This is a genomic window from Streptomyces sp. NPDC053542 (assembly GCF_044544685.1).
In the GTDB taxonomy this organism is placed as follows: domain Bacteria; phylum Actinomycetota; class Actinomycetes; order Streptomycetales; family Streptomycetaceae; genus Streptomyces.
This window is the reverse complement of sequence record NZ_JBITXL010000009.1, coordinates 243,551-264,082: the sequence shown is the minus strand read 5'-3', so window position 1 is coordinate 264,082 and position 20,532 is coordinate 243,551. Positions and strand designations below refer to the sequence as shown.

At 75.1% G+C, this 20,532-nt stretch carries 14 protein-coding genes; 3 read left to right on the top strand and 11 right to left on the bottom strand.

The window, feature by feature from the left end:
* Positions 1-36: 36 nt before the first annotated feature.
* The 11 genes from ACIGXO_RS25605 to ACIGXO_RS25555 all read right to left on the bottom strand — a co-directional run bounded on the left by ACIGXO_RS25605 (position 37) and on the right by ACIGXO_RS25555 (position 17,679).
* Positions 37-879 carry a thioesterase II family protein gene (locus tag ACIGXO_RS25605; RefSeq protein WP_399791276.1) on the bottom strand — a complete coding sequence of 281 codons (843 nt, stop codon included), beginning with the start codon at positions 877-879 and terminating at the stop codon, positions 37-39.
* The gene (gene fabD, locus ACIGXO_RS25600; protein WP_399791273.1) at positions 876-1,739 is read right to left on the bottom strand and encodes an ACP S-malonyltransferase; all 864 of its coding nucleotides are present in this window, start codon (positions 1,737-1,739) and stop codon (positions 876-878) included. The genes ACIGXO_RS25605 and fabD overlap by 4 nt, the downstream gene beginning before the upstream one ends.
* Positions 1,736-2,317: a flavin reductase family protein gene (locus ACIGXO_RS25595; RefSeq protein ID WP_399791270.1), complete on the bottom strand. Its 582-nt coding sequence runs from the start codon at positions 2,315-2,317 to the stop codon at positions 1,736-1,738. Before ACIGXO_RS25595 ends, fabD begins: the two co-directional genes overlap by 4 nt.
* Positions 2,314-3,363: a MupA/Atu3671 family FMN-dependent luciferase-like monooxygenase gene (locus ACIGXO_RS25590; protein ID WP_399791267.1), complete on the bottom strand. Its 1,050-nt coding sequence runs from the start codon at positions 3,361-3,363 to the stop codon at positions 2,314-2,316. Before ACIGXO_RS25590 ends, ACIGXO_RS25595 begins: the two co-directional genes overlap by 4 nt.
* Positions 3,364-3,421: 58 nt before the next feature.
* Positions 3,422-4,675 carry an MFS transporter gene (locus tag ACIGXO_RS25585; protein WP_399791264.1) on the bottom strand — a complete coding sequence of 418 codons (1,254 nt, stop codon included), beginning with the start codon at positions 4,673-4,675 and terminating at the stop codon, positions 3,422-3,424.
* 16 nt (positions 4,676-4,691) lie between these two features.
* Positions 4,692-6,260 (bottom strand): amino acid adenylation domain-containing protein, encoded by a 1,569-nt coding sequence (locus ACIGXO_RS25580; RefSeq protein ID WP_399791261.1) that lies wholly within the window; start codon positions 6,258-6,260, stop codon positions 4,692-4,694.
* Positions 6,257-9,724, bottom strand: coding sequence for a beta-ketoacyl synthase N-terminal-like domain-containing protein (locus ACIGXO_RS25575; protein ID WP_399791258.1), 3,468 nt, complete (start codon positions 9,722-9,724; stop codon positions 6,257-6,259). The genes ACIGXO_RS25580 and ACIGXO_RS25575 overlap by 4 nt, the downstream gene beginning before the upstream one ends.
* Entirely contained in the window at positions 9,721-13,233 is a 3,513-nt protein-coding gene (locus tag ACIGXO_RS25570) for an amino acid adenylation domain-containing protein (RefSeq protein WP_399791255.1), read from the bottom strand. The genes ACIGXO_RS25575 and ACIGXO_RS25570 overlap by 4 nt, the downstream gene beginning before the upstream one ends.
* Positions 13,230-14,696 carry a condensation domain-containing protein gene (locus ACIGXO_RS25565; RefSeq protein WP_399791252.1) on the bottom strand — a complete coding sequence of 489 codons (1,467 nt, stop codon included), beginning with the start codon at positions 14,694-14,696 and terminating at the stop codon, positions 13,230-13,232. Before ACIGXO_RS25565 ends, ACIGXO_RS25570 begins: the two co-directional genes overlap by 4 nt.
* Positions 14,696-16,570 carry a non-ribosomal peptide synthetase gene (locus ACIGXO_RS25560; protein ID WP_399791249.1) on the bottom strand — a complete coding sequence of 625 codons (1,875 nt, stop codon included), beginning with the start codon at positions 16,568-16,570 and terminating at the stop codon, positions 14,696-14,698. The genes ACIGXO_RS25565 and ACIGXO_RS25560 overlap by 1 nt, the downstream gene beginning before the upstream one ends.
* 368 nt (positions 16,571-16,938) lie before the next feature.
* Entirely contained in the window at positions 16,939-17,679 is a 741-nt protein-coding gene (locus tag ACIGXO_RS25555) for an SDR family NAD(P)-dependent oxidoreductase (RefSeq protein ID WP_399791246.1), read from the bottom strand.
* A gap of 330 nt (positions 17,680-18,009) precedes the next feature.
* Between ACIGXO_RS25555 and ACIGXO_RS25550 the strand changes: the two genes are divergently transcribed.
* From ACIGXO_RS25550 to ACIGXO_RS25540, 3 genes are read left to right on the top strand one after another with little or no spacing between them, the layout of a single operon-like run.
* The gene (locus ACIGXO_RS25550; RefSeq protein ID WP_399791243.1) at positions 18,010-19,494 is read left to right on the top strand and encodes a sodium:solute symporter; all 1,485 of its coding nucleotides are present in this window, start codon (positions 18,010-18,012) and stop codon (positions 19,492-19,494) included.
* Positions 19,495-19,519: 25 nt separating this feature from the next.
* The gene (locus ACIGXO_RS25545) at positions 19,520-20,164 is read left to right on the top strand and encodes an RNA polymerase sigma factor (RefSeq protein WP_399791240.1); all 645 of its coding nucleotides are present in this window, start codon (positions 19,520-19,522) and stop codon (positions 20,162-20,164) included.
* The gene (locus ACIGXO_RS25540; RefSeq protein WP_399791236.1) at positions 20,161-20,466 is read left to right on the top strand and encodes a hypothetical protein; all 306 of its coding nucleotides are present in this window, start codon (positions 20,161-20,163) and stop codon (positions 20,464-20,466) included. The genes ACIGXO_RS25545 and ACIGXO_RS25540 overlap by 4 nt, the downstream gene beginning before the upstream one ends.
* The last annotated feature ends 66 nt before the right edge of the window (positions 20,467-20,532 follow it).

Genomic DNA, 20,532 nt, shown 5'->3' with positions numbered 1-20,532 from the left:
CCCGCAAGACCCCGGGACCAGCAATTTCCAAAATATTTACTCGATTGCTGTAACCGCTGTCCGGATATCCTGGACCAGCCGTTCGACAACGGCCGGCACGCGTCCTTCGAAGTAGAAATGACCGCCCGGGAAAAGGTGCTCACCGAGGAAATCCTCGGCGCCGTCCGCCCAGTCGAGCAGGCTCTCCACGGGCACCACACGGTCGTCCGCGCCGCCGAAGAGCGACAGCGGGACCCGCACGTCGGCCGCGACGGTCCGCGGTTCCCAGGTCTCCACCACCGCGAAGTCGGCGCGCACCCGGTCCTCGAACAGCGCCCACACGTCGTCCTCGTCCAGCACCGCCGGCGGGATGCCGCCCATCGCCCGCAGCGCCGCCCTCAGCCGGTCCCCCGGCATTCGGTGCAGCGGCTCGCCGCCCAGGCCCTCGCCGGGCAGCTCCTCGTACGGCGCGCCGCAGGCCGAGACCCCGAGCCAGCACGGCTCCGGCAGCCCGCGCGCGGCGAGCCGCGTGGCCGCCTCGTACGCCACGAGCGCGCCCATGCTGTGCCCGAAGAGCGCGAACGGGCGGTCCATCAGGTCCAGCGTCTCGCCGATGAAGTACTCCGCGAGGTCGCGGGCGCTGCGCAGGGCGGGGCGGTCGCTCGTCCGCCCGCGGCCCGGCGCCTCGAAGAGGCACACCTCCCAGTCGTCGGGGACGTGCCGGGCCCAGTCGGTGAAGGCGAGGTGCGAACCCGCCGCGTGGTGCAGCAGAAAGACCCGCAGCGCCGGCCCGTCCACCGGGCGGGGCCTGATCACCGCCTCGCTCACCTCGGCCGTGCCGTGCACGCCGCCGCCCATTGCCGTGCCGTGCACGCCGCCGCCCTGTGTCGTACCGTTCACGCCGCCGTCCTTTCCCGCCGGACGGCGCGCAGCATGCGGGTGAGCACGCTGCCGTCGCCGGCCTCCCGGAACGCGGTCCGGCCCTCGGCCAGCAGCCTTTCGAGGGTCTGCCGCCACAGCACGGGGTGCCCGATCTGTTCGAGCAGTACCCCGGCGATCGCGGACCCGTCGTCGCCGTACGGCGCGGCGTGCCGGTTCGAGAGGACCGGCAGGGCGGGCGCGGCGAGCGTCGCGGCCTTCAGTACCGGCGCGAACTCGTCCGCCGCCGGGGCCATGTGCGAGGTGTGGAAGGGCCCGCTGACGTCCAGCCGGCGGACCATCCGGGCACCGGACGCGCGCGCCACCTCGGCGGCCGGCTCCAGGTCCTCCGCCGGGCCCGCGATCACGGTCTGGTCCGCGGTGTTGAAGTTGGCGGCCTCGATCCGCGTGAGCCCGGCCCGGCGCAGGACGAGGCGGAGGACCGCGTCGTCCAGGCCGATCACCGCCGCCATGCCGCCGCCGGTGACCGCGGACATCGCGCGCGCCCTGGCCGCGACCAGCCGCAGCCCTTCGGCGAAGCCGAACACCCCGGCCGCTTCCAGGGCGTTGTACTCGCCGAGGCTGTGCCCGATCGCGACGTCGGGGACGCCGTGCTCCTCCCGCAGGACGCGGTAGCCGAGCGCGTTGACGGTGTAGACGGCGGGCTGGGTGTATTCCGTGCGGCCGAGCAGCCCGTCGGGGTCCTCGGTGCACAGGCGGCGGATCGAGTACCCGAGCACGGCGTCGGCCGCCTCGGTGAGTTCGGGGAAGCGGTCGAACCAGTCGGCGCCCATGCCGGGGCGCTGCGACCCCTGGCCGGGAAACATCAGGACGTAGGTCATGGGGTGGTGATCCTCGGGAGCGTGTCGGATTCCGGCCGGGGGCCGGGGTGGAAGCGGCTGTCGCCGAAGAGCAGCGGCGGGGCCGCCGAGAGCACCTCGAACTCCTCGGCGCGGCCCACCAGTACGGTGTGGTCGCCGGCCGGGAACGCGCCGGCCAGCGCGCAGTCGAAGGCGGCGACGCCCTCGGTGAGCACGGGCGAACCGGCGTACGCGGCGGGCCGGTAAGGGCGCCCGGCGAAGCCCGCCGCGCCGGCCGGGCGGCCCGGGTCGGCGAACCACCGGGCGTCGGCCTCCTGGTGCGCTGCCAGCACGGTCACGGCGAACCGCCTGCTGTGCAGGGCGTGGCCGAGGAGCCGGGAGCCGTTGCCGAGCGCCACGAGGATCATCAGCGGGTCCACCGAGGCCGTGGCGAAGGCGTTGACGGTCGTGCCGTGCGGCACTCCCCCGGCCAGCGCCGTGACCACGGTGACCCCGGTGGGGAAGCGGCCGGCGGCCCGCCGGAAGCGCCGCCGCTCCGCCTCGCTCGCGCCATGGGGCGCGGCCGGCTCCGTCACGGTGTTGCTGCCGCCGCTCCTCATGCGCACCGCTTCCGCAGTTCGTCGAGGTGGCCGAGCCCGTCCAGTACGGTCTTGACCGGCAGCCCGAAGTCGATGAGGCAGGCCACCTCGTCCACGCCGAGCCCGGCCAGCCGCTCGACGACGCGGGCGGCCTTGGGGACCGTGCCGAGCAGCCCGCCGTCGTCGTAGTAGCGGTCGAAGGCGCGGGCGACGAGGAAGTCCACGTCCTTCTCCTTGAGCTTCGCCGGGTCCACCCGCCGCGCGCCCGCCGTTCCCGAGCCCAGCAGCAGCCCCAGCGAACTGCGCAGGTACGCCTTCAGCGGGTCCCTGACGAGCTGCCGGACCTCGTCCTCGTCGGCGCCGAGGAAGGTGTGCACCATCAGGACGACGTGGCCGTCGCCGCCGCCCGGGCCCGCGCTCGCGGCGTACGCCCTGCGGTACTCGCGGATCTTCCCGGCCAGCTCGTCCAAGTCCTGGCCGAGCAGATGGGTCAGCACACCGGCGCGCCGGTCGCCCGCGGCGCGGAACGTCTCCACGCCGCCCGCGCTGGTGATCCAGACCGGCAACTCCCGCTGGACGGGCGGCGGATAGGCCCGTACCCGCTGTTCGGAACCGGCCCCGTCGGTCACCGTCAGCTCCTCGCCGCGCCACAGCCGGCGGACGTCCTCGACGGTGTCCGTCATGACCTTCCTGCGGTCGGCGTACGACTCCGGGCGGAGCGCGAAGTCCACCGCGTGCCAGCCGGAGGCGAAGGCGAGCCCCACCCGGCCGCCGGAGAGGTTGTCGACGACGGACCACTCCTCGGCGATCCGCAGCGGGTGGTGCAGCGGCGCGACGACGCTGCCGGCGCGGATGGCGACCCGGCTCGTCACGGCGGCGACGGCGGCTCCGGTGACGGCGGGGTTGGGGTAGAGCCCGCCGAAGGGGTGGAAGTGGCGCTCGGGGGTCCAGACGGCGGTGAAGCCGCGCTCGTCGGCGAAGCGTGCGCCCTGGAGTACCAGGTCGTAGCGGCCGCGCGCGGCCGGGTCGCGGCCGTCGTCCCCGAAGTAGAACAGGCTGAAGTCCATGTGCTTCTCTCTGGCTCGGTTGAGTGAATGCGGCCCGGCCGGGTCGGGTGATCGCCGGTCAGGCCGCGGTGGCCGCCGGTTCGGCGGCCGTCCGCTCGGTGGCGAACGGCCGGTTGCGCTCCGCCCAGCGCGCGACCGCCGGCGTCGCGAGGCCCCCGGCGAGCAGGACGGCCGCGAAGACCAGCCAGCCGGCGCTGCCCCAGCCGATGAGCAGGGCCGTGGTGAGGGCCGGCGTGACGGCGGCCCCCGCGCGCTGGGTGAGCCCGAAGAGGCCCTGGTACTGGCCGTGCGCCTGGGCGGGCGCGAGGTCGTAGGACAGCGCCCAGGAACCGGCGGAGTGCAGCATCTCGCCGATGACCTGGACGAAGGCGCCCGCGAGCAGGCACGCGGCGGCGACCCAGGCGGGCTGTCCCGCCGAGAGGGCGAAGATGCCGCAGGCGAGCGCGAGCACGAGTCCGGAGCGGCGCATCGCGCGGGCGCCGCCGCGTACGTCCTCGGCGCCCCGGCTCAGGCGGACCTGGAACAGCACGCACATCGCGGTGTTGAGGAACATGATCGCCGCATAGACGGAGACCGGCGCGTCCGTGCGGTCCGCGATCCAGATCGGAAGCGCGGCGGTGAGCAGCGCGTCCGTGCCCAGCACGAGGACGGCGTTGAGCGCCGAGACCGCCAGGTACGGCACGTCCCGCAGCACGTGCCGCGCCCGCTCACCCGCCGCCTCGGCGGACTGCGCGGGCGCGGGCAGCGCGAAGCAGCTCAGACCGCCGAGCACGAACAGCGCGCCCGCGCCCAGCAGCATGGCGGTGTAGACCGTACGGGAGTCGGCGGTCAGCGCGACGCCGCCGAGCAGGGTGCCGCCCGACAGGCCGACGTTGATGACGGACTGGAGGTACGCCCTGGCGCGTACCCGCTCGCCCGGCGGCAGCGCGTCGGCGATCAGGGCGCCGCGGGCCGCGGTACTGGCCGAGTCGGCCATCGCGGCCAGGCTCACCACGGCCAGGAACCCGGCGAACCCGCCGGCCAGCGCGTATCCGCAGACCAGCAACCCTTGCAGCACGCCGAAGGCGATGGACGCGGTGCGCGAGCCGAGCTTGTCGGAGAGCTGGCCCGCCGGGATGCTGACGGCCATCCCGAGGACCGCCGAGACGGTCAGCCCGAGACCCACCTGCGCGGCGGGCACGTGGACGGCCCGGATGAAGTACAGGACACTGACGGACAGCAGAAAGCCGTTGCCCACCGTCCGGGCGAGATTGCTGACGGTCAGGACCCGGACGACGCCGGGCGGCGGCACGAGGGCACGCAGCAACTGCACTGGTTTTCCCGCCATCTCAGGCCGCCGGGACGGGGTCGGTGAACCGCTGCCGCAGCGCGGGGCGGTCGATCTTCCCGTTGGGGTTGAGCGGCAGCTCGTCGAGGTGGACGAGGCGGCGCGGCACCATGTGGACGGGGATGTGCTTGCGCAGCCAGAGCAGCGCGGCGGACGGCGTCAGCTCCTCCCCCGTGTAGCAGCCCACCAGTTCGGTGCCGTCGGCGCCGGGCACCGCCACGACCACCGCCTCGCGCATCGCCGGGTGTTTCCGCATCGCGGCCTCGACCTCGCCGAGTTCGATGCGGTAGCCGCGCACCTTGACCTGGTTGTCGAGGCGGCCCAGGTGGACCAGCACACCGTTCTCGTACCGGACCCGGTCGCCGGTGCGGTAGTAGTGCTCCGCCGTGAGACCGCTCCTACCGTCGTACGGCTCCGCCGAAGTGCCGTCGAAGGAGACGAAGCGCCCCTGGTCGTCGGCCGGGTCGAGGTAGCCGTCGAAGCGCTGCGCGCCGCGCACGCACAGCTCGCCCTCGGCCGCCGGGCGGCCCTCCTCGTCCAGGATCAGCTGATCGAGGAAGGGGTACACGGGCCCGATGGGCACGGTGGCGTTGGACGTCACCGGCCACTGCGCGGGATCGGCCGGGAGGCGGAACTCCGTGCAGGCGACGGTGAGTTCGGTCGGGCCGTAGACGTTCTCGATCACGGCGTCCGGTGCCACCGCGCGCCACGCCTCCGCCTGGCGGTACGTCAGCTGCTCGCCGATGAAGATGCCGTACCGCAGGCCGGTGACCAGCCCCGTCGACAGATTGCCGAGCCCGGCCGCGACCGAGACGAGCGAGGGCACGGAGAACCAGTGGGTGATGCCCCGCTCGACGAGGTGGTCGACCGGCTTGAGCAGCTCGGAGCGTTGCGCCGCCACGAGCGTGGCCCCCGCGCCCCAGGTCACGAAGAGGTCGAAGACGGAGGGGTCGAAGGTGAGGTCGAAGGTGTGGGACACCCGGCAGCCCGGCCCGACCTCGTACCGCTCGATGTTGTGCGCGAGGTACGGGGAGAGGTTGCGGTGCCGGATCGGCACGCCCTTGGGCCGCCCGGTGGAGCCGGAGGTGAACAGGACGTACGTGAGGTCGTCCGGGGTGGTGCCCGGACGCTCCAGGGACGCCGGCTCCGCCCCGTCGGCCAGGGCGGCGGCCTCGGCGTCGGCCAGGGTGAGCCGGGTGTGCCCCGGCCGCTCGGGGAAGTGCGGCAGCTGGGCCGCGCCCGCCTCGTCCGTGAGCAGCACCTCGGCCCCGGCCAGCTCGTACACGCCCTGGTTGCGGCGCGCCGGGTAGCCCGGGTTGAGCGGGGTGACGACCGCGCCGAGGCGCAGCGCCGCCAGGTACCCGGCGAAGGCGGTCAGGCTGCGCGAGGCGAGCAGCGCGACGCGCTCCGGGGCCCGTCCGTGCTCCCGCAGGATGCGGGCGGCGAGCGCGGCCGCGCAGGCGTGCAGCTCGCGGTAGGTGAAGCGGTGGTCGCGCACCTCCAGCGCGGGCGCGTCGGGGTACCGCTCGACGGAGCGGGCGAACCAGTCGTACAGCGTGCGGTCGGTCATCGTGCTCCTCGGGGCAGCGACAGGGGCAGGGCGTGGGTGGTGAGGGCCGCGCAGTCGTGGTGGGCGGCGGCGAACTCCAGGCAGCGGCGCAGCAGTTCACCGGTCGGCGCGGGCCCCCGGCCCTGCCGCTCCAGCCAGGGCCGCCAGGCCGCCGCCTCCAGCCGGGCCGCCGCGCCGGGCGCGCTCGCGTGCAGGGCCCGGAGCGCGAGCGGGTCCAGGGCGGGGTTGTCGGGGTCGTGCTCCAGCGCGCGCAGGGCCACGGCGCGCTGCCACTGCCGTACGGGCACGCCCTCGGTCGGCAGCCCGGCGTCGGCGAGCAGTCCGAAGAGCTCCCGTACGGTCACGGGCCGCTCGTCCGCCAGGTGGTAGACGCGGCCCACCGAGCCCGGCGCGTCGAAAAGGCCGGCGATCGCGCGGGCCGCGAGATCGACCGGGGCGAGCGGCAGCGGCCGGTCGTCCAGTGGGTGCAGACCGGTCGCGGCGCTGCCGACGAGCAGCTGGACCAGTGGGTCGTGCGGATCGCAGGCGCCGTCGGCGAGCGCGCCGAGCAGCAGCCCGGTACGGAACACGCGTACCCGCATACCGTCCCGCTCGGCGCGTTCCGCGAGCCGCTCGCCGACCCAGGCGGCGACGGCCGCGCCGTCGCGTTCGGGGTCCAGCGGCTGTTCGCGCTGCTCGGCGAGGAGGGGTTCGCCGCCGAGCGCGGGCGCGCAGGCGGCGAGCGTGGAGAGCAGGGTGAGGTCCGCGATGCCGTGCTCGCGCTGCCAGCGCAGGAGTTCGGCGAGCGGCAGGACACCGTGCGCGCGGACCTCCTGGTACGTCCCGTGGTCGCGGGGCGCGGGCGCGGCGTGCACCACGTGCCCCACGCGGCGGGCGAGTTCGCCGTCGCGGTGGTGGGCAAGGGCCTTGCCGAGCGCGGTCGGGTCGGCGGGGACCACGGACACCCGGGCGGGGTCCGGTGCGGGCAGCCCGAAGCGGGCGGCGGCCGCGGCGAGCAGGGCCCGGCCCGCGTCCTCGTCGGGGACGGGCAGCAGACGATGGACCCGCGCGTCGGGCCGTTGCATCAGCTCGTGCAGGAGGAAGGTCTCCAGCGCGCCGGTGCCGCCGCCGGTGAACAGGGTGTCGGGGCCCGGCCTACGGGCAGGCGCGGCGGGTTCGCCGAGCGGGAGCGCGAGGTCGGCGTCGACCGGATCGGCGGGGTGGCCGCCCGGGCGCGCCGCGTGGCCCTCGGTGCTCCCGCCGCCGGTGGCGCCGGTGTCCGGCCGCCGCAGCCCCCGGACGATCTCGGCCATCCGGCGTACGGTGGCCTGTCCGCCGCCCGCACGGTGGACGTTGACCGGGACGCCGTGGCGACGCTGTACCGCGGCCTCGATGCGCATCGCGGTGAGCGAGTCGCCGCCCAGCTCCGCGAACTCCTGGTCGAGGCCGAGGGCCGGCACGCCGAAGATCTCCCGCCACAGGGCGAGCAGTCCGGCGGTCACGTCGTCGGCGGACGTCTCGTCGGACGGGCCGCTGGGTTGCGCGTGCTCCTCGGTGGCCGGTGGCGCGCCGGCCGGCGCTGCCAGCGGCGGCAGCCGGTCCAGCGCCCAGTAACGCTGCCGCGTGAAGGGGTACGTGGGCAGCGGCACCCGCCGCCCGCGCCCGGCGGCGAGCGCCGCCCAGTCCACGTCGATCCCGTGCAGCCAGGCGTCGGCCACGGCCTCGTCGATGCGGTCCTCGATACGGTCCTCGACGCGGTCGCCGGACTCGTCGCCCGTTGCGTCGATGACCAGCGCGTACGCCCCATCGGCTGCCGTGGCGTCCGTACCGCCCGGCACCACCTCCGCACGCCCCCGGAAGGCCGCGAGCAGCCGTTCCCGCGCCGGCTCCGGCAGCGCACCGTCCGCCGGGAGGACCAGCCGCACGCCCCGTGCGGCGGGCGGCGTGGCGGGAGCCGGGGTACGCAGCGCCGCGGGCAGGTCGCCCGGTGCCGCGCACACCACCCGCCGCCGCGCGAACGCGGTCCGCCCGACGCGCAGCGTGTGGGCGACATCCGCGGCGCGCGCATCGCCCCGCTCCAGCTCGTCCGCCAACTCCGCGGACAGCGCCGCCAGTTCGGCGTCGTCTCGGGCCGAGAGCACCAGACGTACCCGGTCGCTTTCCGGCGCCGAGGGGCGTACCGGCCGTGGCGGCGGGCCGAGGACGACGCTCGCGTTGGTACCCCCCAGACCCATCGAGTTGACCAGGACGTACGGCTCGCCCTCGGTGACGCGGCCGGGCTCGGTGGCGATGCGGAAGGGGCTGTCGGCCAGCTCGCCGGGGCTGCGGGGGCGGTCGAAGCCGGGGTGCGGCGGGACCTCGCCGGTGCGGGCCACCTCCACGGCCTTGATCAGCCCGGCGACGCCCGCCGCGGGCCCGCAGTGGCCGATGCTGGCCTTGACCGAGCCCAGGGCGCAGAAGCCGGTACGGCCCGCGGGCGCGGACAGGCCCGCGGTCAGGCCGCGCAGTTCGATCCGGTCGCCGAGCGGGGTGCCGGAGCCGTGTGCCTCGACGTACCGCAGCTGTTCCCCGCGCACGCCCGCGACGTCGAGCGCGGCGGCCACCACGTCGGCGAGCCCGGCGGGGCTGGGCGCGGTGAAGCCGGAGCGGGCCGACCCGTCGTTGCCGACGGCGGAGCCGCGGACGACGGCGAGCACCGGGTCGCCGTCCGCGAGCGCGTCGGCGAGCCGGCGCAGCACCACGACGCCGACGCCGGAGCTGAAGGACGTACCGGTGGAGCGCGCGTCGAACGGGCGGCAGTGGCCGTCGTGGGAGGCCAGCGCGCCGGGCTGGTGCCGGTATCCGAGTACCGGCTCGTTGACCGCCGCGCCGCCGGCCAGCGCCAGGTCGCACTCGCCCGCCAGCAGGCTGAGCACGGCGTAGTGCACCGCGGTCAGCGACGAGGAGCAGGCGGTCTGCACGCCGATGGACGGGCCGCGCAGGCCCAGCTTGTACGCCACCCGGGAGGGCAGGAAGTCGCCGAGCCCGCCCAGGTGCAGCATGACGTCGTCCACCGCGCCCAGCACGCCGTCGGCGCGCGCCCTGGCCACCTGGAGCGCCGCCATGTACGTGCTGGGGCTGCCGCCCGCGAAGACGCCGGTGACCAGCGGGTCGCCGGTGGGCGGGTGCCCGGCCGACTCCAGCGCCTCCCAGCACACTTCGAGGAAGAGCCGCTGCTGCGGGTCGGTGGCCTCCGCCTCGGTGGGCGAGTAGCCGAAGAACTCGGCGGCGAAGTCCTCGGCGCCGTCCAGCGTCGCCGCGGTCGTCACGTACGAGGGGTCGTCCAGGGTCTCGTCGGTCAGCCCGGCCGCGCGCAGGGCCGCCCGGTCCAGTTCCCGGAACGCCACCCGCCCTTCGGCGAGGTTGCGCAGGAACTCCCGGGGGTTGCGGGCGCCGGGGAATCGGCAGCCGGTGCCGATGACCGCTATGGCCGCGTCGTCGTTCACGCCGCCGGCTCCGCGGAACCGGCGGTGCCCGCGCCGCGGCGGCCGAGGAGGCGGGCGCGGCCCGCCGCGGCACCGCCGGACCGGGCGCCGCCCGTGGTCTCCCCCGCCGCCCCGTCCGTGCTGTCCGTACCGTCCGCACCGGCGAGCAGCGCGGCCTGGGCGTGCACGGTGCTGTGCTCGAAGAGGTCGGCCGCGTCCAGCTCCCGGTCGGTCAGCCCCGACAGCTGGTCGAGGAGGACGATCAGCAGCAGTGAATCGCCCCCCGCGTCGAAGAAGTTGACGTCGTACGCGACGGTCGGCACGTCCAGGACGTCCCGCCAGGCGGCGCCGATGGCCTCGGTGAGCGCGGCGGGGTCGGCGGGGGTGGTGACATCAGCGGGGACGTCGGCGGTGCCGGGAGTGGCGTCGGTGAGCACAGGGGCCTCCAGGTCGGTGGTGAGGTCGGCCGCGGCGGCGGCGAGATCGCCGAGCAGCGCGTCGGCGGTGGTGGCGTCGAACAGGGCGGTGGCGTAAGTGAATTGGAGCCCGAAGTGGTCGGCGCCGCCGGTGGCGGTCAGCTCCAGCTCGTACTTGAGCTTGAGCGCCGGGGGCGTGCGGTAACGGGTCGTGATGCCGGGCCCGAGGGCCGGCGGGGTGGCGGGTGCGTCGGTGGCGGAGAGGTAGACCGGGGTCACCGGCGGGCGGCCGAGGTCGCGTTCGGGGTGCAGCGCGGCGGCGAGCGCGTCGAAGGGCGCGTCGGCGTGCCGGTAGGCGGTCAGCGCGGAGTCCTTGACGCGGGCGAGGAGGGTGCGCCAGCTCGGTTGGCCGGTGAGGTCGGCCCGGAGCAGGAGGGTGTTGACGAACATGCCGACGGTGCGGGCGGCCCCGGCGCCGTCCCGGCCGGCCCAGGGGAACGCGAACAGGAAGTCCCGCTGCGTGCCGCGCCGGGCCAGCACGGCGGCCAGCAGCGCCGCCGCGGTCATGAACGTCGTACAGCCCAGCTCGGCGGCGATCTCCCGCAGCCGCGCGCTGTCCCGGTCCGGCAGCCGGAGCTCCCGGGTGGTGGCGGCCTCGATGCTCTGGGTCCGCTGCCGCGGCCGGTCGTACGGCAGCGCGATGTCGGTCGGCGCGCCCCGCAGCCCGGCCAGCAGCGCGTCGAGCGTGCCGTCGGGCACGGCCGGCGCAGGGAGGCTCGCGGGGTGTGCGGCGGGCGTCGGGTCGACCGGCCGCCCGGCCCTCAACTCCCGGTAGGCATCGCCCAGTTCCTCCATCACCAGGTCGAGCGACCAGCCGTCGGAGACGATGTGGTGGACGGCGTACAGCAGGACCGTGCGGTCCCCGGCGAGCGCGATCACCTCGCCGCGTGCGGGCGCCTGCCGGGCCAGGTCCACCGGGGCCCAGCACTCCCGCGCCAGGTGGGCGTCCAGCTCCTCCGGGGTCCAGGACGCCGCGTCGAGGAGGGTGACCTCCGGCGGGCTGCCGTCGGTGCGGTACTGGACCCGGCGCGCCTTGGTGTCCAGGGTGAAGCGGGAGCGCAGGGCCGGGTGGCGGGCGAGCACCGCGGCGAAGGCGTCCCGCAGCAGCGCGCGGTCCACCGGCCCGTCGATCTCGACGACGCCGGGCGCGAGATAGGCCGCGCGCACGGTGGGCAGCCGGTCCATGAGCCACAGCCGCTGCTGTACGGGGGTGGCGGGGTGCGGGCCGCCGTCGGCCACGGGCGCGGTCTCGGCGGTACCGGTACCGGTCGCCGCCAGCGCGTCGGCCAGGCCCGCGACCGTGGGGTCCGCGAGGAAGGCCCGCAGCGGTACGGCGGTGCCCCACTCGCGTTCGGCCGCTGCCAGCATGCGCACGGCGAGCAGCGAGTGACCGCCGAGGGTGAAGAAGTCGCTGTCGGGGGCGAGGTCAGCGCCGTCGCCCCGGTCGGGGCCCGCTTCGGCCAGGACGGTGGCCATCAGGCGGGCCACCTTGCGCTGGCCGTCCGTGAGCGGGACCGGCCGGTGCTCGCCGTGCGGCAGCGGGCGGTCGCGGAGCCCCGCCAGCGCCGCGAAGTCGACCTTGTCGTTGGCCGTACGCGGCAGCGCGGGCACGGCGTGCACCTCGGCCGGGAGCACGGCGGCGGGCAGCCAGTTCAGCAGCGGCCGGACGATGTCCTCGTGCGTCGGCGTGGCGCCCGGGGCGAGCTCCACATAGGCGACGAGCCGCTTCGGGGAGCCGGTCGCGTGCACGGCGGCGGCCGCGACGGCCGGGTTCTCCTCGATCAGCGCGCGGACCTCGTCGGGCTCGATCCGGTTGCCGAGGATCTTCACCTGGTCGTCGATCCGGCCGAGGTACTCCAACTCCCCGTCGGCGCGCACCAATACGCGGTCGCCCGTGCGGTACATCAGCGCGCCCGGCGTGTCCGCGTACGGGTCGGGCAGGAACGCGGCGGCGGTGCGGTCCGGCATCCCGAGATAGCCCAGCGCCACGCCGGCACCGGCGACGTACAGCTCACCCGGCACGGAAGCGGGCAGCTCCTCGCCGTGCGGACCGAGCACGTAGGCGCGGGTGTTGGGCAGCGGCCGGCCGATGGCCGGTGCGCGGCCGTCACGGGGGTCGACGACATGGCACGTGCTGTTGCAGGACGCCTCCGCCGGGCCGTACACATTGCGGACCTCGGCGCCCCAGCGGCGGGCGCAGTCGGCGGCGAGCGCGCGGGGCAGCGCCTCGCCGCCGGAGTAGACGACGCGCAGCGTGCATGCGCCCGGCCCGCCGTCCGGCTCGGCGCTCAGCATGGCGTGCAGGAGGCTGGGAGTGACCGAGCCCGCGACGGTCGCGCCGTCCGGGCCGTGGACGAGCCGCAGCAGGGCGGCCGGGTCGCGGCGTTCGACGTCGTCGGCGAGGACCAGCCGGGCCCCGGCCAGCAGGCCCTCGACGACGTTGAAGGCGGCCGGGTCGAAGGCGGTGCCCGCGGTCACCAGCAGCCGGTCGGCGGTGCCGAGGCCGCAGTCGGCCGCCCACCACAGGGCCGTGTTGAGCAGCCCGCGGTGCGGGACGAGCACGCCCTTGGGGCGGCCCGTGGTCCCGGAGGTGAAGATGACCACGGCCGGGTCCTCGGGCCCTGGCCGGAGCGCGGCGGGCGGCCCGGCCGCCTCCCCCAGCTCCCGGATCTCCGCCAGGTCGACCGGCTTGGCGTCCGTGTCCAGGCCGCGGAGCAGACCGGCCCCGGCCTCGTCGACGAGGACCGTGGCGGCCCCGGTCTCCCGTAGCACGAAGGCGATGCGGGCCGCCGGGGTGTCCATCGCGAGGGGCACGAAGGCGGCGCCCGCGCGCAGGGCGCCCAGCCAGCCGGCGATCAGTGCCCCGCCGCGTGCGGTCAGTACCGGTACGAGCGTGCCGGGTCCCGCGCCGTGTGCCGTCAGGTGCCGGGCCACGGCCCGCGACCAGTCGTCCAGCGCGCGCCAGGAGAGGTCCTCCCCGGCGCAGGTCACCGCGGTGTCGTCGCCGTTCATGGCGGCGAACCGCAGGTCGAGCAGGTCGGTCACGGTGGTCATGCGTCTCCTCCTCCGTGCGGCGCGGTGGCGCCGGCTGCCGTGCCGGCGAGCCGGTCCCGGTACTCCGCCGCCAGGTCGCGCCGGGGGCCGGCCAGCACGGTGCGCGGCAGGCGGCCCGCCGACGGGTCGGTCAGGGGCAGGGCGCGCAGTGCGGTGTCCGGCGCGGCGACGGCCGCGGCGAGCAGCGCGGTGAAGTGCGCGGCGAGCTGCCGCGCGGTGTCGGCGGTGTACCGGTCGGTGTCGTACTCGACGGTGCCGCGCAGCCCGTCGGGGGCGTACTCCAGGGTGAGCGTCACGTCGAGCTTGGTGGTGCCGGTGGGGAGCAGCCGTGGCGGGCCCCAGCGCGGCCGGTCGCCGAGCCGGGGCGCCGGCGCGTTCTGCAGGACGAAGCCGACGGTGGCCAGCGGTCCCGGCGGGCGGCTCCGGTCACCGCCCGCGGCGGCCGTGAGCTGCTCGAACGGCAGGCGCTGGTGGGACAGCGCCCGGAACGCCTCGCCGCGCACCTCCGTGCACAGCCGCTCGAAGGTCCAGTCGGCGCGGGGTGCGCAGTGCAGTGGGACGGTGTTGACGAAGAAGCCGATGAGCTCCTCGACGGCGGGGTGCGGGCGGTTGGCGGCGACGGTGCCGAGCAGGAACTCCTCCTGGCCGGTCCAGCGCTGCACCACGGCCTGGAACGCCGCGAGCAGCACGACGAAGGGGGTGGCCCGGACGGCCGACGCCAACTCCTCTACCTGAGCGGCGAGTTCGGCGGTGACTTGGAAGGTGTGCTGGGCGCCGCGGCGGTCGCCCTCGGGGAGGGCGGGGCGCGGCGGGCAGCTGCCGAGCGCAAGATCGCCGGATGCGGTACGCAGTTCGGCGAGCCGCGCGGCCACCCGTTCGGCCATGGCGGGGTGCGCGGCCACCTCGCGGTCCCACTCCGCGAAGTCCGCGTACTGCACGGTGGGTTGAGGGAGCTGCGGCGTGCCGCCGGCGACCGCCTGGTCGTACGCGGCGGCCAGATCCTCGTACAGCGCGCCCAGCGACCAGCCGTCCACCGCGATGTGGTGGAAGACCAGCAGCATCGCGTCGCCGTCCGGGCCGCCCTGCCACACGGTGCAGCGCAGCGGCGGCCCGGCCGACAGGTCGAAGGGGGCGCGGGCGTGGCGGGCGAGTTCCTCCTCCGCGGGCGGGCCCGCGAACACCTCGACAGGGACGGGTGCCGCTTCGCCGATGTACTGGACCGGGCGGCCTTCACGCAGTCCGTAGGTGGTGCGCAGGATCTCGTGGCGGGTGACCAGCGCGGTCAGGGCTTGGCCGAGCGCGGCGGTGTCGACGGGCTCGTGCCAGTGGGTGAGCAGCGGAACGTTGTAGGCGGCGGAGCCGGGGGCCGCCGCGTCGATGAACCACAGCCGCTCCTGGGCGCAGGAGAGCGGCGCGGAGGCGGCCGCCCGGCGGGGCAGGGGCGGCGAGGGCAGCTGCGCCATCAGACCGCCCCCGCCGACTCGCGCACCCGTCCGGCCAGTTCGCCGATGCCGGCGGCCAGCAGGATGTCGTACGGCTCGATGTCGGCCGCGAGCACCTCGCGGATGCGCGCAGCGGCCTGGGTCGCGAGCAGTGAATTGCCTCCGAGGGAGAGGAAGTCCTGGTCGGGGGCTGCCGAGGGGGTGCCGAGCACCTCGGCCCAGATGCGGGTGAGCGCGTCGGTGACGGGGTCGCCGACGGACGGTCCGGCGGGCTGCGCGTGCGTCTCTTCCGCCGCGCTCACCGTCGTTCTCTCCGCGGCTGCTTCGATCAGCGCGTCGATGCGTGCGCGGTCGGCCTTGCCGGTGGAGTGCAGCGGCAGGCTCGCGAGCGGCGTCCAGCTGCTGGGCAGCATGTACGCGGGGAGGGCACGGGCGAGCGCGGCGGCCAGCTCCTCGGCGTTGTTCTCCGCTGTACCGCCGGCCGGCAGGAACGCGCCCGCCAGCCGTGCCGCCTGCCCCTCGCCCACCTTGCTCACGAACGCGGCTTCGGCGAGGCCCGTGGCGAGCGCCGCACGCTCGATCTCCTCCAGCTCGATGCGGTAGCCGCGCAGCTTCACCTGCCGGTCGGCGCGGCCCACCAGCTCCAGCTCGCCGTCGGGCAGCTCCCGCACCAGGTCGCCGGTGCGGTACATCGGCGTGCCGGTGCCCGGTTCGGGGACGAAGGCGCGGGCGGTGCGCTCGGGCTGCCCGAGGTACCCCTTGGCGACGCCGGGGCCGCCGATGCACAGCTCGCCCGGCTGCCCGGGAGCGACCGGGCGCAGTTCCTCATCGCGGATGTGCAGGGTGGTCTGCTGGATGGCGCGGCCGATGGGGATGCGGTCGCGGCCCGCGAGCGAGGCGTCGGTGCAGTCGAAGGACGTGGCGAAGACGGTGGCCTCGGTCGGGCCGTAGCCGTTGACAAGGCGTCCGGGCGGGCCCGCCGCGAGTACCGCGCGGACCGCGGCCAGGTCGAGCTGCTCGCCGCCGACGACGAGGTTGCGCAGGGTGTGCAGCGCGCCGGGCCGGGTGCGGGCGACCAGGTGGAAGAGCGAGGTGGTCAGGAAGAGGGTCGTGATGTCCTCGTCCTGGAGGACGGCCGCCCAGCGGTCCACGGCGAGGTCGACGACGGTGGGCAGGACGACGAGCGTGGCGCCCGCGGTGAGCGCGCCCCACACCTCGAAGGTGGTGGCGTCGAAGGCGGGGTTGGCGGCCTGGCCGACCCGGTCACCAGGGGCGATGGTGCAGAAGGTCGCGTCGGTGACGAGGCGGCGGACGGCCCGGTGCGGCACGACGACGCCCTTGGGCGTGCCCGTCGAGCCGGAGGTGTAGCCGATGTAGAGGGGACTGTCGCCGTCGACGGGCACGTCGGCCACATCGGGTACCTCGCACTGCTGGTCAGGCGCCGGGCGGGCCACGCGCACCTGCCGCACCCCGGAGATCCCGGCCGTACGCCCTGCCCTCTCCCCTTCGCCTTCCCCCGCGCCTTCCCCGTCGCCGACGAGCACTGTGCGGACCCCCGCGTCCGCCAGGACCGTGGCCACCCGCTCGGCGGGGGCCTGGGCGTCGAGCGGCAGGTAGGCGGCGCCGGCCCGGGCGACGCCGAGGAGCGCGACGACCAGTGCGGTGCCGCGCTCCAGGTCGACGGCGACCGGCTCACCGGGCGCGACACCGTGCGTGGCGAGCGTGTGCGCCACCCGTCCCGCCTGCTCCCACAGCTGACGGTAGGTCAGCGCGGGGCCGCCGCGTGCGTCGCGTACGGCACAGGCGTCGGGGCGTTCCCCGACGTGTGCGGCGACGAGGTGGTGCACCCCGAGCGTGCCGGCCCGTGGGACGGCGGCGTGCGCGTACATACCCATGGCTCAAGTCCTTTGGTCGACATCCGTGAGCGCCGGCCGCGGCTGCGCGCGGCACGGCACGGCACGCCGGACCGCGGCGTGCGGTACGGCGGGCCGGTGAACGGCATGGAGTACGAAAGAAGACGTAGACGCCCCAGAGGACGGCGGCGGGCGCCCCATCGCGCCTCCGCGGTCCTCTCACCGTGCGATCGCCGGTGGCTTCCGATCACTAGTTGCTCGGGGAGGGCGAACGGTTTACGGCGCGTACGGATGTACCGACGTGACCTGCGCCACTCTCCCGGGTGCAATTGCCGGACACATCCGCCGGACACAGAGAACGGGCCGGCCTCCCGGGGAGGCCGGCCCGTTGTGTGGTGCGGTGGAGTGGTTCAGACGAGGTGGCGGCCGCCGTCCACCATCAGCACCTCGCCGGTGGTGTAGGCGGCGGTGGCCAGCGCGTGCACCGCCTCGGCGACGTCCTCCGGCGTGCCGACCCTGCGCTGCGGGGTGTTGGCGGTGATCCAGTCCCGCGAGCCCTCCCACACCTGCGGCGCCTCGTCGTACCAGGGCGTCTCGACGAGCCCTGGGGCCACGGCGTTGACCCGGACGTCGGGGCCGAGGGTCGCGCCGAGCAGGCGGGTCATGTGGTCGACGGCGGCCTTGCTGACCGCGTACGGCACGGAGCTGCCCATGGCGCGGCTGCCGGAGACGGAGGAGATGTTGACGATCGATCCGGCGCCGGTGGCCTTCAGGTGCGGCACGGCCGCGGTGATCACCTGCCAGGTGCCGATGACGTTGACGTCGAGGATGTCGTGCCAGACCTTGGCGTCGACCGCGTCCAGGTCGTCGAGCGGGATGAAGCGGGTGCGCCCGGCGTTGTTGACGAGCACGTCGAGCCGGCCGTACGTCTCGACCGCGGTGTCGACGAGCCGCCGGGCGTCCGCCGGGTCGGCGATGTCACCCTGGACGTAGACGGCGTCGGGCAGCTCGGCGGCCAGCGCCTCGCCGGCCTCCACGGACGAGGCCGAGTTCACGACGATGCGCATCCCCGCGGCCGCCAGGCGGCGGGCGACGGCGGCGCCGATACCCGAGGACGAGCCGGTGATGAGGGCGACGCGTTCTTCACTCACACATACCTCCGCATAACGCGATTCGGACGGAACTCGCCTCTTCGGCAGGGGATTTCGGCTCCTGGCCGACGCGCCGGAAAAACCTTGACGCTCTCGGAGGCGACCCCTAGAGTACCAAGAAATGGAATCAGGCTTCCACAATATGGAATATGCGCATGTGGATGTCTGTCACGTGAGGGTGGGGGTCTCTCACGGTTCTCCGCGTGCCGTCCGCCGACCACGGACGCCGTCGAAGAGGCCCTCGCTCGCGCACCGAGGGGGGTCGCCATCAACGCCGCACAGCTCGCTCCGTTCGCACTCGTCGTCTGCGCGGCGGTGCTCACCGGGGCCGTGGGGCGATCCGCCGGGCCGCCGGCACCGCTGCCGCACCCCGCGGAGTGGGCGCTCGGCGGCCGGCGCCTCACCTCGCTCCCGACGAACCTGCTGCTCGGCGGCACGGTCATCACCGCGTACACCTACGTGGCGATCCCCGGGCTGATGTTCGGCGCCGGCGGCCTCGCGCTCTACGCGCTCACCTATCTGCTCCTGCTCACCCCGCTGCTCATGCTGGTGCTCCCCCGGCTGCACCGGGTCGCGGCCCGGCACGGCCTGGTCACCGCGGCCGACTACGTACGCGCCCGGCACGGCTCACACACGCTGGCCCTGGCCATCGCGCTGACCAGCATCCTCGCGACGATGCCGTACCTCGCTCTCCAGGTCATCGGCGTGACCACGCTGCTGGACGCGATGGGCCTGCCCGCGGGCGGCGCGGCCTGCGCCGTCGCCCTCGTCGTGGTCCTGCTGTGCTCCGCCGCGCTGATCCACCCGGGCGGGCTGCGGGCCTGCGCCCGTATCGCGCCGGTGAAGGCCGCGCTGTGCGCCGGGGTACTGATCCTCGTCGCGGTCCTGGCAGCGGTGGAATTCGGCGGCCCCGGCGCAGTGTTCGCCGCAGCCGACCGCCGCCTCGCCGCCCAGGGCCTCTCCCTGGTCGTACCGCCGGAGTCCGTCACCGCATACGCCACCCTCGCGCTCGGCTCCGCCCTCGCCCAGCCGATGTACCCGCAGATCGTGACGGCCGCGCTGGCGAGCCGGGGCCGCCGCCCGCTGCGCGCCGCGATCGGAGCCCTGCCGCTGTGGGCGCTCTCCCTGGCCCTCTCCGCGTTCCTCGGCGTCGCCGCGCTGGCCGCGGGCGTGCAAACCCGGCCGGGCCACGCCGAACTGGCCGTACCACTGCTGATCCGCACCCTGGTGCCCGAGCAGCTGGCCGGCTTCCTGTACGGCGCGCTCGCGGTCGGCGCGCTGCTGCCCGCCGCCGTGATGGCCATCGGCATGGCGGCGCTGCTCGTCCGCAACGTCTACAGCGAGTACCTCAACCCCACGGCCACGCCCAAGCACGAGGTACGGGTCGCCCGCACGGCCTCCCTCGGCATCACCGCGGGCGCGCTGCTGTTCGCGCTGGTCCTGCGGCCGCAGGACGCCGTCAACCTGCATCTGCTGGGCGGCGTCTGGGTGCTCCAGACGCTGCCGGCCGTCGCCCTGTCGCTGTTCACCCGCTGGTTCCACCACCGCGCGCTGCTCGCGGGCTGGGCGGCCGGCATGGCCGCCGGCACCGCGCTCATCTGCCTGCACGGCTTCTCCTCCGTGGTGGACCTCGGCATCGGCCCGCTGCACGCCCCGATCTACGTCGCGCTCCCCGCGCTCGTACTGAACCTGGCGACCGCCGCCGTCCTCACACCCGTGCTGGACCGGCTCGGCTCGCCCCGCCGGAAGGACGCCACCACCTGCGGCACGCCCCATGAACGCCGCGGGTCCAGATACACCGTCGTCGTCGACTGACCAGACCGTCCAAGGACGCATCGCCATGCAGCCATCGCCGCTCTCGCCGCTCTCACCGCCCTCGCCGCCCTGCCCACCGCGCGGCACCCTGGTCGGCCCGCCCCCGCCCGGCGGCCCCGGACCCGGGTGCGCCCCGCCGGACCGTGCCGCGCCCCTGACCCTCGACCTGCGGGACGCCGACCGGCAGGCGGCCATCGCCCACCTCTTCGACACGCACTACACCCAACTCCTGCGGCTGGCCGTGCTGCTGGGCGCGGACGGGGACGCCGAGGACGTGGTCTCCGAAGCCTTCTACCAACTGCACCGCCGCTGGCCCAAGTTGAAGACACCGGACGCGGCGGCCGGCTATCTGCGCTCCATCGTCTGCAACCTGACGCGGATGCGCATCCGTCATCTGCGCGTCGCCCGCCGGCACGCCTACCGCGAGGTCGACGAACACGTCCTCTCCGCCGAGCACCAGGTGCTGCTGCAGGACGACCACCGCGCGCTGCTGACGGCCCTGCAGACGCTGAGCGCCCGGCAGCGCCAGGCCCTCGTCCTGAAATACTGGCTGGATCTGAAGGAGTCGGAGATCAGTGAGACGATGGGGATCTCCACCGGCGCCGTGAAGTCGCACACGGCCCGTGCGATGACGAAGCTGAAGTACGCGCTGAGGAAGGCCGCCAGGTGACGGACGAGGTGGGTACCGAAGCGGTGCCGGACGGGTCCGAGGAGTGGCTGCGCCGGGCCCTGGACGACGTCGCCTCCTCGGTGTCCGCGCCACCGCAGGCGTACCGCAAGGGCCAGGCGGACTGGCGCCGCCGGGCCTACCGCCGCAAGGCGCTGCTCGGCATCCTGGTGCTGACGGTGGTGGCCGTGGTCTGCGCCATCGGCCTGCTGGTGCTCAGCTGCGGCTCGGCGAGCACGCACGTCATCTACGACGACGCCGGGACGGGAACGGCCGTGGTGCCGTTCCCGCCGGCGTCCTCCTGAACGACGTTTCCTGAACGCTGGAGTACCGCCTCAACGCTGGAGTACCGCCTCAACGCTGGAGTACCG

Coding starts and splice junctions, on each gene's coding strand:
- ACIGXO_RS25590 (WP_399791267.1), bottom strand. CDS start 3,363: ATGGACTTCAGCCTGTTCTACTTCGGGGACGACGGCCGCGACCCGGCC.
- ACIGXO_RS25545 (WP_399791240.1), top strand. CDS start 19,520: ATGCAGCCATCGCCGCTCTCGCCGCTCTCACCGCCCTCGCCGCCCTGC.
- ACIGXO_RS25565 (WP_399791252.1), bottom strand. CDS start 14,696: ATGGCGCAGCTGCCCTCGCCGCCCCTGCCCCGCCGGGCGGCCGCCTCC.
- ACIGXO_RS25595 (WP_399791270.1), bottom strand. CDS start 2,317: ATGAGGAGCGGCGGCAGCAACACCGTGACGGAGCCGGCCGCGCCCCAT.
- fabD (WP_399791273.1), bottom strand. CDS start 1,739: ATGACCTACGTCCTGATGTTTCCCGGCCAGGGGTCGCAGCGCCCCGGC.
- ACIGXO_RS25580 (WP_399791261.1), bottom strand. CDS start 6,260: ATGACCGACCGCACGCTGTACGACTGGTTCGCCCGCTCCGTCGAGCGG.
- ACIGXO_RS25570 (WP_399791255.1), bottom strand. CDS start 13,233: ATGACCACCGTGACCGACCTGCTCGACCTGCGGTTCGCCGCCATGAAC.
- ACIGXO_RS25560 (WP_399791249.1), bottom strand. CDS start 16,570: ATGGGTATGTACGCGCACGCCGCCGTCCCACGGGCCGGCACGCTCGGG.